General features: G+C 39.8%; 14 protein-coding genes and 1 riboswitch. Of the genes, 11 read left to right on the forward strand and 3 right to left on the reverse strand.

Going from position 1 to position 14,700, the window contains the following annotated elements; genetic code table 11:
* Positions 1-71 precede the first annotated feature (71 nt).
* Positions 72-911, forward strand: coding sequence for a prephenate dehydrogenase (locus IQ31_RS15795; RefSeq protein WP_075993419.1), 840 nt, complete (start codon positions 72-74; stop codon positions 909-911).
* Positions 912-967: 56 nt separating this feature from the next.
* Here the strand turns inward: IQ31_RS15795 and IQ31_RS15800 are convergent, their stop codons facing one another.
* From IQ31_RS15800 to IQ31_RS15810, 3 genes are all read right to left on the reverse strand, one after another.
* On the reverse strand, positions 968-2,188 hold the full coding sequence (locus IQ31_RS15800; RefSeq protein WP_088162242.1) for a tetratricopeptide repeat protein: 1,221 nt from the start codon (positions 2,186-2,188) through the stop codon (positions 968-970).
* 49 nt (positions 2,189-2,237) lie between these two features.
* Positions 2,238-2,621 carry a hypothetical protein gene (locus tag IQ31_RS15805; protein ID WP_088162243.1) on the reverse strand — a complete coding sequence of 128 codons (384 nt, stop codon included), beginning with the start codon at positions 2,619-2,621 and terminating at the stop codon, positions 2,238-2,240.
* A gap of 102 nt (positions 2,622-2,723) precedes the next feature.
* Complete coding sequence (locus IQ31_RS15810; protein ID WP_088162244.1) at positions 2,724-5,336, reverse strand: TonB-dependent receptor; 2,613 nt, start codon at positions 5,334-5,336, stop codon at positions 2,724-2,726.
* Between the two features lie 429 nt (positions 5,337-5,765).
* Here IQ31_RS15810 and IQ31_RS15815 point away from each other — a divergent pair, with 429 nt between their 5' ends.
* From IQ31_RS15815 to IQ31_RS15860, 10 genes are all read left to right on the forward strand, one after another.
* Positions 5,766-6,395 (forward strand): Crp/Fnr family transcriptional regulator, encoded by a 630-nt coding sequence (locus IQ31_RS15815; RefSeq protein WP_075993423.1) that lies wholly within the window; start codon positions 5,766-5,768, stop codon positions 6,393-6,395.
* 60 nt (positions 6,396-6,455) lie between these two features.
* Entirely contained in the window at positions 6,456-7,301 is an 846-nt protein-coding gene (locus tag IQ31_RS15820) for an NAD(P)-dependent oxidoreductase (protein ID WP_088162245.1), read from the forward strand.
* 118 nt (positions 7,302-7,419) lie between these two features.
* Entirely contained in the window at positions 7,420-8,163 is a 744-nt protein-coding gene (locus tag IQ31_RS15825; protein ID WP_088162246.1) for a dienelactone hydrolase family protein, read from the forward strand.
* A 33-nt stretch (positions 8,164-8,196) separates the two neighbouring features.
* On the forward strand, positions 8,197-9,447 hold the full coding sequence (locus IQ31_RS15830; RefSeq protein WP_088162247.1) for a hypothetical protein: 1,251 nt from the start codon (positions 8,197-8,199) through the stop codon (positions 9,445-9,447).
* 125 nt (positions 9,448-9,572) lie between these two features.
* Positions 9,573-10,415 carry a VanW family protein gene (locus IQ31_RS15835; RefSeq protein WP_232475564.1) on the forward strand — a complete coding sequence of 281 codons (843 nt, stop codon included), beginning with the start codon at positions 9,573-9,575 and terminating at the stop codon, positions 10,413-10,415.
* A 62-nt stretch (positions 10,416-10,477) separates the two neighbouring features.
* Positions 10,478-10,570: riboswitch (TPP riboswitch) on the forward strand.
* 81 nt (positions 10,571-10,651) lie between these two features.
* Entirely contained in the window at positions 10,652-11,455 is an 804-nt protein-coding gene (gene thiM, locus IQ31_RS15840; protein ID WP_075993426.1) for a hydroxyethylthiazole kinase, read from the forward strand.
* Positions 11,445-12,077 carry a thiamine phosphate synthase gene (gene thiE / locus IQ31_RS15845; RefSeq protein WP_145328665.1) on the forward strand — a complete coding sequence of 211 codons (633 nt, stop codon included), beginning with the start codon at positions 11,445-11,447 and terminating at the stop codon, positions 12,075-12,077. The genes thiM and thiE overlap by 11 nt, the downstream gene beginning before the upstream one ends.
* Positions 12,074-12,913 (forward strand): bifunctional hydroxymethylpyrimidine kinase/phosphomethylpyrimidine kinase, encoded by an 840-nt coding sequence (thiD, locus tag IQ31_RS15850; protein WP_088162249.1) that lies wholly within the window; start codon positions 12,074-12,076, stop codon positions 12,911-12,913. The genes thiE and thiD overlap by 4 nt, the downstream gene beginning before the upstream one ends.
* A complete protein-coding gene (gene tenA / locus IQ31_RS15855; protein ID WP_075993429.1) occupies positions 12,900-13,556 on the forward strand; it encodes a thiaminase II in 657 nt (218 codons plus the stop codon). The genes thiD and tenA overlap by 14 nt, the downstream gene beginning before the upstream one ends.
* 249 nt (positions 13,557-13,805) lie before the next feature.
* Positions 13,806-14,549, forward strand: coding sequence for a GIN domain-containing protein (locus tag IQ31_RS15860; RefSeq protein ID WP_075993430.1), 744 nt, complete (start codon positions 13,806-13,808; stop codon positions 14,547-14,549).
* Positions 14,550-14,700: the final 151 nt, after the last annotated feature.

Here is a 14,700-nt window from a genome sequence, read left to right on the forward strand (position 1 = left end):
AAACAACCAGGGTATAAAGCGTTCGGTGTATAACATTTGAACAAAAATACGCTTAATATAATTGTTTACATATGAACATTGCCATTGTAGGCGTAGGCTTGATCGGCGGCTCAGTTGCCATTCGCCTAAAAGAAACAAAATTCTGCGACAAAATTATCGGTGTAGATAAGAGTCAAAAGAACTTAGATAAAGCGATGCACATCGGCTTCATTGACGAAACAGCAAGCTTAGAAGATGCGATTAAGAGCTGTAAAGTATTGGTGCTCACAATTCCTGTCGATGCTATTTTACATGTTGTTCCTCAAATCTTGGATTTGGTTACAGATCAGGTCGTCATTGACATGGGATCGACAAAAACAAATATTCTCAACAAAATCAAGGATCACCCTAACCGGGGGCGTTACGTTGCAGCCCATCCCATGGCCGGCACCGAGTATTCGGGGCCTGAGGCTGCAATACCGGGCTTATTCAAAGGCAAGATGATGGTCTATGTCGAAGCATTTAAAACTGATGAGGATGCTTTCGAGATCGCCGATGCCATCACCGACCAATTGGAGATGCGCAGCTGTTTTATGAATGCGGACGAACATGATGTACACACTGCTTATGTATCACACATCTCTCACCTAACCTCTTTCGCCCTCGCCTTAACGGTATTGGAAAAAGAGAAATCTCAGGGACGTATCTTTGAGCTGGCAGGATCGGGATTTGAATCTACAGTACGTCTTGCCAAAAGTTCGCCCGATATGTGGACACCTATTTTCAAGCAAAATCGCGAAAATGTACTCGAAGTACTCGAAGAACATATCAAGCAGCTTCAATCCCTGCACGATTCTATTGCCACGGAGGATTATGACAAATTGCACAAACTTATTACCCGTTCCAATAAGATAAAAAGGATCATTAAATAAAGGGTGCTCTAGTTAAAGCAGTAGATAAAAAAAGTCCACCAAAAAGTGGACTTTTTTTATTCATCTTCCAATTCATTGAATTTATCCAGGTCGGCTTTTGCCCCGATAGGATCTCCCAATTTTTCGCGAATTGCTGCGCGATATGAATACAAATCAGAATAATATGGATTCAAATCGATCGCTTTCGAGTAATCTGCCAGTGCGCCTGGTAAATCCTCCAACTTTTCATTCAAATCGGCTCGTAATGAATACACATAAAAATCTTCCGGATTGAGCGTAACAAGGCGGTCAAAATCCAATAATGCTTCCTCAAAATTCCCCAACCGCTCAAACAAAGATGCCCTTTCTTCGTATACGATCGATGAATCACGATCTATTTCCTCCGCTTTGGCATAGTCTTCCAGCGCACTTTGGTAATTACGATAGGATTCAAACACTTTAGCGCGAAATATATAGGCGGCAGAACGATTCTCATCAAGAGCAATAGCCTGATTGAAATCAGACAATGCCAATTCAAAACAGGTCAATTTCAGGTACAAACTTCCTCTAAAAACAAACAGGTTGCTATCCTTGTTATCGGATTCCGCAATAGCAGCAGAATAAAGACCGATTGCTTTTAGATAGCTATAGCAATGAACATATTCAAGTCCCAATGAATTTATTTCGTCAGTACTCAGCTGCTTTGGCTTCGATTCCAGCTCTTGAATAACCAAATTATCGGCCTCAAAGTAAGTGAGTTCAGCTTGATTCTCCGCCCATTCCAATACACTATGGTAATTAAAATCCAGTCTCTTGGCAATCTGATAATCATAGAAAGCACCTTCGTCTTCATCGATGAGTCGATAAACTAAACAACGGCTCGCATAAAAAAACGGTTCCTCTTTATACTGTTCGATTGCGCTTGTAAACGTTGCAATAGCTTGGTCATATGCCGCTATTTTAAAATAATAAAGCCCCAAATAACTATAGGCAAGTGCATGATTAGTCAAAGCAATCGCCTGCTCAAGTAAAGCGACAGGATTGCCATCGCCACTGATTCCGACATTAAATCCTTCCAATGTAGATCTAATCGCGCTCTGTTGGACGGTATCTAGCCAATCAGCGGAAAAAGATGAACTCGCTTCCGGAAAAAATGATGAAATAGGTAAAAAAGAAAACTTAGCAAGAAGTACGGGTACTGGCAGTGTAAAATCTGATTCCACAAAAGTATTGTTTTGTAGAATAACAGCTAGATTTGAAAACATATGCTTCATACCCAAAACTAAGCTAAATTTCATTACAAAAGAAATCTAACGGGAGATCGGGTACTATAATCGGGTGTTCTTATCAACTAATTTCACCTGTCAGGTATAAATATTTATAGCGGACAATATCCCTCGAATTTGTAAATTTGATTAATTTTTCCTTTTTGAAAACATAATTGGAAACCTTCTCTTCCATCAAACGCAGGAACTCAACAAATTCAGCAAAAAAGTCTTGACGTTCTCCTGGTGTAAACTGGCTGTTTTTTACAATCCAAAAGAATTGCTCTTCATTTACATGGAAAGATACCTCATTTTTCTTTTCTTTTCGAAAAATAAAGATTGGGTCATTTTCTTGGTTAATAAATAAAGCAAAGCCTGTATTTCCACCATCCAAATTAACAACAAAAGCAGAAAAATGGACAGTACCGATCTGTAAATTTTCCAGACAAATTAATTTATGCAACATCAGGTTGACAATTAGATCACCTAAAATTATTAAGTTTTTATTAAAAAACAAAAAAAGGCCCTCAAAATAATTGTGGGCCTTTTGTATTCGACGTAAATCTTATTAGAATGTAAATTTCACAGATGCATTCCAAGTTCTACCCTGTCCGATCAAAACAAAATTGGAAGTATCAATACCATTCCAAGTATTGTTCACATCTGTCACCAAGTTACTCGAAGTAGCTTCCGAAATATAGAACTTATTCAACACATTGTTCATGTTAACACGGAAACTCATGCTGTTCTTGTCACTTACTTTGACATTGTAAGAAAGACCGGCATCCAAAAGATTAAAAGAAGGTAATTTCATATAGCGTCCATAAGTTTGGCCATCTATTACTTCTCTACGATAATTCGATGCATACAAACGCTCATAATATCTGTAGTTTGCGTCAACAGACAAACCCTTAAACACTTTATATTTAGCACCAAATCCATAAGAAGTTTGCGCTGCGTTACCAACATGTTCACCGGTTAAGTTAACCTGAGAACGTCCCAATTCGACGCGGTTATCGTTACGTATAACAGAGTTTACTGCACCATCGTATTTCCAGTCACCTATCGATAAAAACCCTGTTAGGCTTAATTTTTCGATTGGGCGGGCCTCAAAATCAACTTCTACCCCGCTATGAACCTGTTTTACACCGTAATTTGTTGTATATAAATAGGCACCTTCGACCAAAATACCAGGATCATTTGTTGGATTGTATTTTTTTACGTCATCTGCCGTCGCTAAACTCGAACTACCCGTAACACGGTTTTCCCAAGTTGTGCGGTAAACATTCACATTCACATCCAAGAATCGAGAAGCAAACTTATAACCTGCCTCTAAACCAAGGATTTTTTCATTTTCAGCATTTTCATTAATATCATTTGCAAAATTCATGAAAATATTGTTTTGATAAGGCTGACGGGAATAGTACCCCGCATTACCAAAAACACTATGATGTCCCAATGTATAACTTACACCACCCTTCGTATTGTAGCCAAAATTGTTCACGTCTTTAGAATCCTCATTACCTGGTGTGTATTGAAAATAATCAGAACGTTTGTTTTGTTGTTCGGAAACCGATCCTTGGAAAAACGCTGTAAAGCCATTTTTCGCATATTCCAATTGACCGAACAGACCTCCGTAACGGATATATTGATTGTAATCCCAAGCTAAACGATCTTCACGCGAATCAGGTTTACTTGAGAAAGCTTTCCAAGGGTTCGTTGAGTATGTATTGGTAACCAATGGCTTATTAGGGAAATTAACATTACCACCTAATACGACACCATTTGTATTTCCAAGTGGATCTGTCAATTTACGATAGTGTGTACCTTTATAGTCCCTTACATCAAAACCGACATTGAAATTCAAGGATTCTGAAAGTTTACGATTATAGTTAGAAACTATACCAAACCATTGGTGATTGTTCACATCAGCAGCTAAATATTTGCCTGTATTATATTTATCACTTCTTAGCGATTGGCCACCCCCAGCAGCTAACGATGCGTAAACGACAGTTGACAAAGATGATTTATCATCAATCGTCCAGTCCCAGTTCAAGTTGGCTACTGGCTTATGATAAAAGTTCTTTTGTGCATTCATCATCACGCCGTTTGCATCCTTATAATTGTCGTTATAACGTCTGCCATTAGCGAGATAGTTAGACAATTTTGAGGTATAGCCTTGGTTGTGCCATTGTGGTGCACCCGTTACCATAAAGTTCAGGTTGTGCTTTTCATTCGCTTTATATCCAACAGACAAGAAATAACTTTGTCCAGCACCTTCTGTATGGTCCATATAACCGTTACCTGACCACTGCGTAAACATAGCCGAAACAGCAAAGCCGTTTTTCATAAGACCGGTATTGTAACCTACCGTTGCCTTCATAAACATATCGTTACCAACAGTGGTACGAACAAAACCACCCTCTTTCATTGCAGTGGATTGTGTCACGTAATTTACGGTTCCGCCGACAGATGAAATCGCTAATTTAGATGATCCCAAACCACGTTGAATCTGCACTAAAGAGGCAATATCTGTAAGTCCCGACCAATTTGACCAATACACACTTCCATTGTCCATACCATTGATAGGCTGACCGTTCAACAAAAATGCTGTATTGGACTGATCAAAACCACGTGTTGTCATAGAAGACTCACCAAAACCTTTTGCCTGACCAGTGATATAAACCGAAGGGGTATTAGCTAATGCTGAAGTAATATCCTGTGCTCCTACCCTTTCCTCTAAATCCTGCTTACGGATCGTCGAAACGGCAATAGGTGTCTTTCTTCCTGCCGCAATATCGATAACCCCATGACCGACAACAACAACCTCATCCAAATTTGTTGAAGATCCAGCCGTAAAAATTGGATTGATATTCAACGATTCCCCCGATTTCAGCATGATGTTTTCGAAAACAACAGGCGTTTCGCCAATGTAAGTTACCTCTACTTTGTAGGGGCCTCCTTCTTGAAGATTTGAAATTTGAAATTTTCCTTGGGCATCGGCTGAGCCACTTACTACTTGTCCACTTGGGATGTGGGTAATTTTAATGGTTGCTCCTTTAACCGTTTGTCCAGTAGCTTCTTTGACAACTCCTGAAACTGAACCAGTATTTGCTGTTTGACCTTGAACGGCACTATAACTAGCAAAAACAAGGGCAAAAAAAAGTAAAGACTTTTTCATGTTAGATGTGATTGTTTTGTTTTTGTGCCGCAAAATTAGGAATTGATTGTCTTTTTAACTAATTTTAACAATACCAATATCATGCAGTATCTCTATACAGAAAGAATAAATTTTAATCTTCCACAGAAAAACAGCAAATTTCAGCAAAAAGAGGCAATAAAAATACAGCATACATAAAATAAATACAATATATCCATCCTATTCATGAAAAAACATCAAAAATAATCAGAATAATATTTTGTCTGTTTTGAATAAATCAAAATTTATCAATTTTACGATTTTTATGAATTGCATACAAGATTTTATAGCTTATCCCCATGCGGTGCTAAAAATTGTTTCTTTCAATCCGTCGTTTCTACCTGTGTCCTTTTCTTCCCACAACAGCTGAAATAAGCCTATAAATAATTAACTTTAACTAATTTAAAAAATATGTTATCCATAGAACAAGCTTATACAGGCATTCTTGAACCGGAATTAATCGCTGAAATAGCGGAAAACGCGCATATAAAAACGTTCCGTGAAGGTGATCTCATCATTGATACCAATCAATATATCAAGGCGATGCCTCTCCTCTTGGATGGGGCAATAAAAATTGTCCGGGAGGATGAAGATAAAGGCGAATTGTTGCTCTACTATCTGGAAAAAGGTCAAACCTGTACAATGTCAATAGCCTGTTGTCTCGGGAATAAAAAAAGTGAAATTCGTGCGCTCGCAGAAAAAACAACGACTGTAGCCATGATTCCAAATGAGCTTGTCAACCTTTGGATGGGAAAATACCCTTCCTGGCGAAATTTCATCATATCAAGCTATTCAAGCCGTATGGACGAAATGTTACAAGCTGTTGATAGTCTAGCTTTTTCCAATATGGAAGAACGCATCATCAACTATTTAAAAGCCAAAGTGAAGCTGAATGACGACCGAATCCTCACCCTTACGCATCAGGATATCGCTTCCGATTTAAATACATCCCGAGTCGTTGTCTCCCGAATTTTAAAAAAACTGGAACAGGAAGATAAAATAGTTCTGCTTCGTAACGAAATTAGGGTATTAGTGGAATGAGCAAAACATTTGTATCTTTAGTTATACGTAAATTTCAAGAGCAATTAATGTAATTTTTAGATGAAGATAGAAAAATTAGGTTTTATAGGATTAGGAAACATGGGATACCCCATGGCTAAAAATCTAGAAAAAGCAGGATTCCCCCTTTCTGTTTACAATAGAAACAAGGCTAAAGCAGCAGGCTTTGAAGAGCAATCAATTATCAGCGAAGATATAGGTGAATTAGTCGATCATAGCGATATTATATTCTCCATGCTCACAAATGATGAAGCAGTCAACGAAGTATATGAAAAAATCCTCCAAAGGGAGATCAAGGGCAAATTATTTGTCGATATGAGTACAATATCTCGTGAACGCTGTATTTCAATAGCCACTAAGCTAAAAGAAAAAGGCGCTGCTTTTATCGATGCTCCCGTTGCCGGCAGTACCAAGCCAGCGACTGAGGGTACACTTATTATTATGGTCGGTGGTGATCCCGAAGACCTTCATCGCGCCCGACCATACCTCGAGCAGATGGGAAAATCGATCAAACATCTCGGCGAAAATGGTCAGGGAATTGCCGCTAAACTTGCGATCAACTATTTCCTTTCGACGATTTACCAAGGTCTCGCGGAGACGATCTTATTTTCAGATAAACTGGGAATTCAACGAAGCGATATGCTCGAAATCATCAACGATAGTGCCAGCGGCAGTGGGGCAACAAAAGTGAAAACACCATTATTGGTGGAAGAAAACTACAGTCCTGCATTTGCGCTAGACCTTATGCTGAAAGATATTCGACTGGCTCAACAGGCCGGTGCTGACTATCCCCTCCTCAAGACCTTACTCGAAACCTACGGAAAAGCACAGGATCAAGGTCTCGGACAGCTCGATGTTATTGGTATCATTGAATCCATCAAGTCATAGCTTCAGGTTGGCGACAGTGAAAAAAATGTACATTGAAAATTATATTTAGTTGAGATGGACTCCAAATTAGGTTCATTTCTGATCACACAAAATAATAAGTGGAACAAATTATTAACAGATGAAAACAGTTATGACACTATTGGTGCTTACTATAGTCACCATGACTACGCAGGCCCAACAATTAAAACAGGTTTCTTACCAGGATGGTGAACAAAAACTCAACGGCATGGTAACCTCCAATAGGGCAAAAAAAGGCCCTGCTGTCTTAATTCTTCCGGCATGGAAGGGAATTGACAACGAAGCGAAACAAGCTGCATTGCTTCTTGAAAAAGAAGGTTACATCGCGTTCATTGCCGACATCTACGGTGAAGGAAATATTCCCTCGGACAACACCGCAGCTTCGAAAATTGCCGGCCACTATAAGACAGACTATAAAGCTTATCAGCATCGCATAATGCTCGCATTGGAACAACTGAAAAAAGAGGGCGCGGATCCGACGAAAATTGCTGTCATCGGCTATTGTTTTGGAGGTTCAGGAGCCTTAGAAGCAGCGAGAGCCGGCTTCCCCGTCAATGCAGTGATCAGTATCCACGGAGGCCTATCCAAAGCTGCCGACAGACCCAATGGTTCGATCAAAACAAAAGTACTCGTTGAGCACCCAGCAGCCGATAAAAGCGTATCAAAAGAAGATTACGATGGGTTGGTCAAGGAATTAAATGAAGGAAAAGCAGACTGGCAAATAATTACCTACGCAAATTCGGGACATACGTTTACGAATCCCGAGTCAGCCGAATATAACCCCGTAATGGCTAAACGTGCCTGGGAGCACACCTTATTATTTTTGAAAGAAGTATTAAATTAAATAGCAAAGTCAACAACAGCAATATCGACCCAAATGAATTATAACGCGAAACTGCACTTTTATCCGATTATCATTCAGTTGTTGATATTGCTGTTATATAGTCCCAGCGCAGCATCGCAAACAGTAAAATCGCTAACAATAGCTAGCCCAACGCATGCAGTTCTTTTTCTAACCAATGAGTCCGATAAATCAACTGATTTTATCATGCGTCTACACGAAAAAAATGCTGCTGAGATTTTCAAATTAGTACCTTATAGCACAACAAAGTTACTGGTCACAAAAACCGATGCAAAAAAACTCACATTCATCGTTAAAAATCACCAGTGGACCATCGACGTATTGTCATTGAAGCAACGTCATGCCATGATCTTGTTTGATGGATTAGCCAAACCCAAGATCATATACGATAGTAATACCTATCTGGCAGCAGCCAAACCGATATTAAACACCAGCACACCAATTGCGTCAAAGAAAGCTTCTGCACAATATAATGCCTCACATTTCTTTGACTCAATCGCACAAGTTCAATTTATTCCATCCGGGCAATATGCAGCGGCTATTATCGCAAATTCCGCTCTTCCTCTTTATTACAGTCAGCGTAAGAATAAATGTGACGGCACTTATGTAATGCAGCAGTTTTCGGACGAAAATGCGGTGCAATCCGGTGCAATTATGACGACTGTATATGAAGAAGGCAAAGAGATCACATCGAACAATCTTTCCGGGGGAAATAATTATTACAACAAAAGATGCTATAATCAATTCGGACTTATCGACTCCATACAGTACCTTCGAAATAGTAAGTGGAGCAGCAGTACAATTTACCGGTATCTCCCAAATACCATTGTTTCCTACGATCCTACATTTGAATCGGCGATGATTTATCACTTGAACAGTAAACTCCAGGTTATAAAAAGTGAATCCATTCATTTTGTCTATCAACGGAGAGACTGGACCATTTACAGTTATGATCAACAGAATCGAATTACTGAAGAGATTTCGGGCAGAAATGATCAAAGAGAAAGTCGCGTCCGCTATCAATATGATAGTCCGGAAACAAGTGACTACTCGCTGCGCCAAACCTTCGATCAAAGCGATCGACTGACAGCCGAAATCAAGCGATCGTACCGAGCCAACGAAACGATTGATGAGTTTTATTATGAGGGTGTATTACAACAAAAATCTATTGTAAAAGATCTCGGAAACTGTGCCTACGAAAGCTTGATCTATAACAAGGAGGGAAAGTTAACAGCGAAATACATACAGGCAAAGAAAACCAACTAAACGAACTGAAAAACTGCACTAAGCTCAGACAATAAGATTCTTGATTTTGACAAAAAAATATTCGACGAAATTCGGCAAAAAACACATTTCTGCACTAATTTTGATAGCGATACATAAACGTCAAATTGAGAAAAAGAAAACTGATCAGTCAACTTCATCCCATACTCTATTTTATTGCAGTATGGGCGAGAAGAGTGCAGCGCAAAGCCGTTTGGCTATTTGATAATAAGAAATACAGCACAGCTAAATCAACTGAAAAACTTCCCTTTCGTATTAAAAAGCATCAGTCTGTCTTATTAAAAAAACTAGGCGAAAATAATATGCAATTGCAGATTAACAAAGTTACCAACCTGAAAATTGCAGCAGCACAGATTAATAGCATTCTGATCAGACCGAAGGAAACCTTTTCATTTTGTAAACTCGTTGGACTACCCACTGTAAAAAAAGGATATCTGCCCGGCATGGAGTTATCCTTTGGTGAAGCAAGAGCGGGTATTGGCGGTGGAATCTGTCAAATATCCAACCTCATCCATTGGCTTGTTATCCATAGTCCACTCACCGTCAATGAACGTTATCACCACTCTTTTGATCCATTTCCGGACGATGGCCGTGTTTTGCCATTCGGTAGTGGAGCTACCGTCTTTTATAATTACCGCGACTATCAATTCACCAACAACACGCCTTACACCTTTCAAATAAATCTCTGGTTCACAGACAAATGTTTAGAGGGCGAATTAAGAATTGATCAAGAACTGGATTTTGCGTACCATGTCGTTGAAAAAGAACATCAATTTCTTAAAATAGACAATCAGTTCTTTCGGAAAAATGAGATTTGGCGCGAGAAATTTTTAAAGTTTCAGGGTGGAAAGATTTTGGAAACCGAACTTTTGACCAAAAATTTTGCCCGGGTTACCTATACCCCTGTTGAATACATTGAAATTAGTGCCGATCAAAATCCGGCCGATTAATTCAACAAGCTAATGATCGAAAAATGACGGATATGAAAAGTCCTCTTTTTTGTTTAAGTTTGGTCTGGCTTTGGGGGTATTCTGTATAGAATTGAGATAGTCCCTTTGAACCTGATTCGGTTTATACCGGCGTAGGGAAAAGCAAAAATCCACTGTACAGCATACTCCTTTACTGCACAGGCTATCGCTCTTCTTCCCTCCAAGGCCACACAGTATATCTTAGCATATGTAAAAAAATGGAAGATTCAATTATCAATTTATTAGAGCAGCTGAGGGTCGAAAAACCCCTTGTACACAACATCACAAACCTAGTCGTGATGAACAATACTGCCAACGCACTTTTAGCCCTAGGAGCGTCCCCTGTGATGGTACACAGCCCATTAGAAGTACGCGAGGTTGTCGATATTGCACAAGCTCTTGTCATTAATATCGGCACCTTGAGTGAAGATACTGCCGAAGCTATGCTGGTTGCTACCGAACATGCCAATACCATTGGACGGCCATGGGTACTTGATCCTGTTGGTGCTGGGATATCAGCATTCCGCAATGATTTATTATCCAATCTACTGGATCTCAAACCCACGGTTATTCGTGGAAATGCATCAGAAATCATGACGCTGTACAATTTCAACCAACCGAACACAAAGGGAGTCGACAGCACGACAGCGAGTAAAGATGCGCTCCGATTTGGCCAATTATTACAAGAACAAACCGGCTCCATTATCTGTATTTCTGGAGAAGTAGACTATATCCTTTCACAGCAATATCGGGTTGAAGTTTTTAATGGCAACCCTTTAATGACACAGGTAACTGGGCTTGGCTGTAGTGCTACTGCGCTTATTGGTGCATTTCTAGGTGTTACAGACCAATATTTTGAAGCAGCTGTTGCCGGTGTATCCATTCTGAGCTTAGCGGGAGAACTCGCTGCCCAAACAGCAGCTGGACCGGGCACCCTGCAATTGAATCTCTATGATGAACTCTATCAGCTCAATGCAGAACGTCTCAAATCAAAGCTCAAGATCAAACGCTATGCGCATTAATCCGCTTTTTCCCTACCCTTTATATTTGGTAATTTCTGAGCGGGACTGTTATCCTCAAAATTGGCTCAATGTTGCCGAAGAAGCCATTATTGGCGGAGTCGATCTTATACAATTGCGCGAAAAGGCTGACGATCCGGCCACATTTTTGGATAAAGCCATCCGTTTGAAAAAACTGACCGATCATTATGGTATTCCGCTCGTGATCAATGATGCCGTAGCAATCGCTGCCCAAATCGAGGCATGGGGAGTACATGTGGGTCAAAATGATTTGCAGCCGCTCGCTATTCGCGAAAAATATGGTGATAAATTAACCATAGGCTGGTCCATAGAAGACATGCAACAACTGGAAAGTGAACAAATGTACACCGTCGACCACCTTGGTGTAAGCCCCATTTTTTCTACGAAAACAAAAGTAGATACGGTTACTGAATGGGGAATTGCGGGTTTAAAACAACTTCGGAGTAGGACGGAAAAACCATTGATCGCTATCGGAAGGATGAATTTACAAACAGCAGAAGAGACCTGGAATGCCGGTGCAGACTCCGTTGCAGTCGTTTCGGCCATATGCCAAAGTCAAGATCCCAGAGCTGCCAGTGCACAACTAAAAGAACTATTAAAATGACAAAAGATAAAAAATACCGCGTCCCTACCGTACTCAGCATTGCGGGGTTCGATGGTAGCGGTGGTGCAGGTATACAGGCAGATACCAAAACCATATCTGCATTAGGTTGTTATGCCATGAATGTTTTAACTGCCTTACCCGTTCAGAACACACAAGGTGTAAGACGTATTTATGAAATTCCTACAGCAGCCGTCCAGGACCAATTGGATGCTATTTTTGACGATATCTATCCCGATGCAATCAAAATAGGAATGGTACACAATATTGAACTTGTGGAGCTTATTAGCAGCTATTTAAAAGAATATAAAGGGCCTATCGTATTTGATCCAGTCATGGTCTCGACCAGCGGGCACAAGCTCATTCACGATGATACAATTCAGGCCTGCATAGAACTTCTTTTTCCTTTAGCAACGCTGATTACACCAAATTTAGACGAGGTAAGTGTTTTAGTAAACGAAGTTATTGACAATGTCGAGAAGATGAAAAAAGCGGGAAATAGCCTATTGGCGAAAGGTTGTCAATCCGTTTTGATTAAAGGCGGGCATCTCCAAAGTCAAGAATTAACATCCCTGTTGTTCCAGCACAAGAGTCCACCAATTGAATTCAAATCTCAAAAAATTAACAGCAAAAATACACATGGTTCCGGTTGTTCGCTTTCTTCAGCAATTGCGAGCCATTTGGCACAAGGCGTTGGTCTCGATAGCGCGGTTGAATTCGCATTGGCCTATATACACGCAGCAATAGCTGGTAGCAAAGATCTCGTCATTGGCAAAGGAAATGGGCCATTAAATCACTTCCATAATCCGATTAAACTTATTCAATATGAACTGGACTGATCATGCCTGGGAATCCATAACAGCTATTTATTCTGATATACTTACTATGCCATTTATTGTTCAGCTTAGTGATGGTAGTCTTCCCCTGGATAAATTTCAATTTTACATGCAGCAGGATGCTTTCTATTTAGAAGAATTTGGCCGTGTGCTCGCCTTTATAGGTGCAAAAAGTGCGGATAACCAACAAGCATTGGACTATTTCGAATTTGGTCGCAATGCGCTTCTTGTTGAACGGGCATTACACGAAAATTACTTTCGGGAATTTGGTTTAAGTCCTGCCGACAAGAGCAACAAAATCGAACCAACCTGCCATCATTATGTCCATTTTCTTAAAAGCGTAGCCGCTTTCGAGAGCATTGAGGTCGCTATGGCGGCAACACTCCCCTGTTTTTGGATTTATAAGGAGGTCGGAGATCACATTGTATCGACAGCAAATACACAGGGAAATCCCTATTCCAAATGGATAGAAACCTATAGCGGTGAGGATTTTGCACAGGGCGTTATCAAGGCGAAAAACTACGTTGACAAAATTGCTGCAGAAACTACTGCAACAAAACGGGAGAAGATGCGACAAGTATTTATAACAGCTTCCCAATTAGAGTATCAATTCTGGTTAGCAGCCTACAAACGAAGGGTATGGTAAACAAACTATTGTCCGATACCGAACAGTTGATGTTCAAAAATGAGCATTAACGAAAATAGCACTCAGGAACAAAACTAGTGTTAATCAGTATTTTAAACGGATTTAAAGTTTTGGCATTACTATTATACTATAGGTGGCAGTTAACGATAGAGCGTGTACATAAGTGCATAAGCACATAAGAAACGATAAAAAGGGGAATTAAAATGAAACTTTCAGTAACAATAAATTTAAACTAATAACAGAAAAATAATGAAAAGAATCTTAACCATTGCCTTTATTTCATTTTTATATGTAGCTCAGGCACAAGAACGCGAAACACGCAAAATCACTGCTCCAGATGGCATTTCATCGGCAACTTCATTACGTGTAGATTATATTCACTCTAATCGCAACGAGGTTGTTGTTGAAGCAGATAATCCCGAGCATTTATCCCTTATCGAAACGACTGTAAAAAACGGTACACTCTATGTACAGTATAAAAGAAACAGTTCTGTCAGAAATGCGAGAAACAATCGCGTAACTGTTTACTCAAGTAAGATACCAACACGTTTTTCGGCATCTTCTAGCAGTTCAATTCATACCGATGAAACAATTAAGGCCGATAAAATTTCTGTTGACGTATCTTCTTCAGCAAGCATATCCCTTAAAAGATTAATTGCGGATGATATAAGCCTTTCAACAAGTTCTTCGAGTAGTTTAACAACGAATGTGAGCAGTAAAAATTTGCAGGTATCTGCAAGTAGTTCGTCCAGCCAAGACATTTCGGGAAGTGCTTCAAATTTAAATTTGAACACCAACTCATCGGCATCGGTTGATATGAGCCGTTTCTCAACAACAAATGCCCAAATACAAGCGAATTCGTCTGCAAATGTAACGCTCAGCGTGAAAGAAAACTTACAGGGAAAGGTTTCTACATCTGCCAGAATTGCGTTAAAAAATCAACCAAAAAATGTCCAAGTTGACAAATCAACTAGCGGCAGAGTAGTACTATAATTTTTAGTGTGGTCTTTAATAAAGACTGTTTGTTTATGTTTAATGTTTAGTTAGCTTAAAGGTGATACATACCCCAGTATCACCTTTGCTTTTATCGACCTTTTTGCTCACACTTCTCCTTCTCCTTCTCCTTCTCCTTCTCCTTCTCCTT

Source organism: Sphingobacterium siyangense (genome assembly GCF_007830445.1).
GTDB classification, from domain to species: domain Bacteria; phylum Bacteroidota; class Bacteroidia; order Sphingobacteriales; family Sphingobacteriaceae; genus Sphingobacterium; species Sphingobacterium siyangense.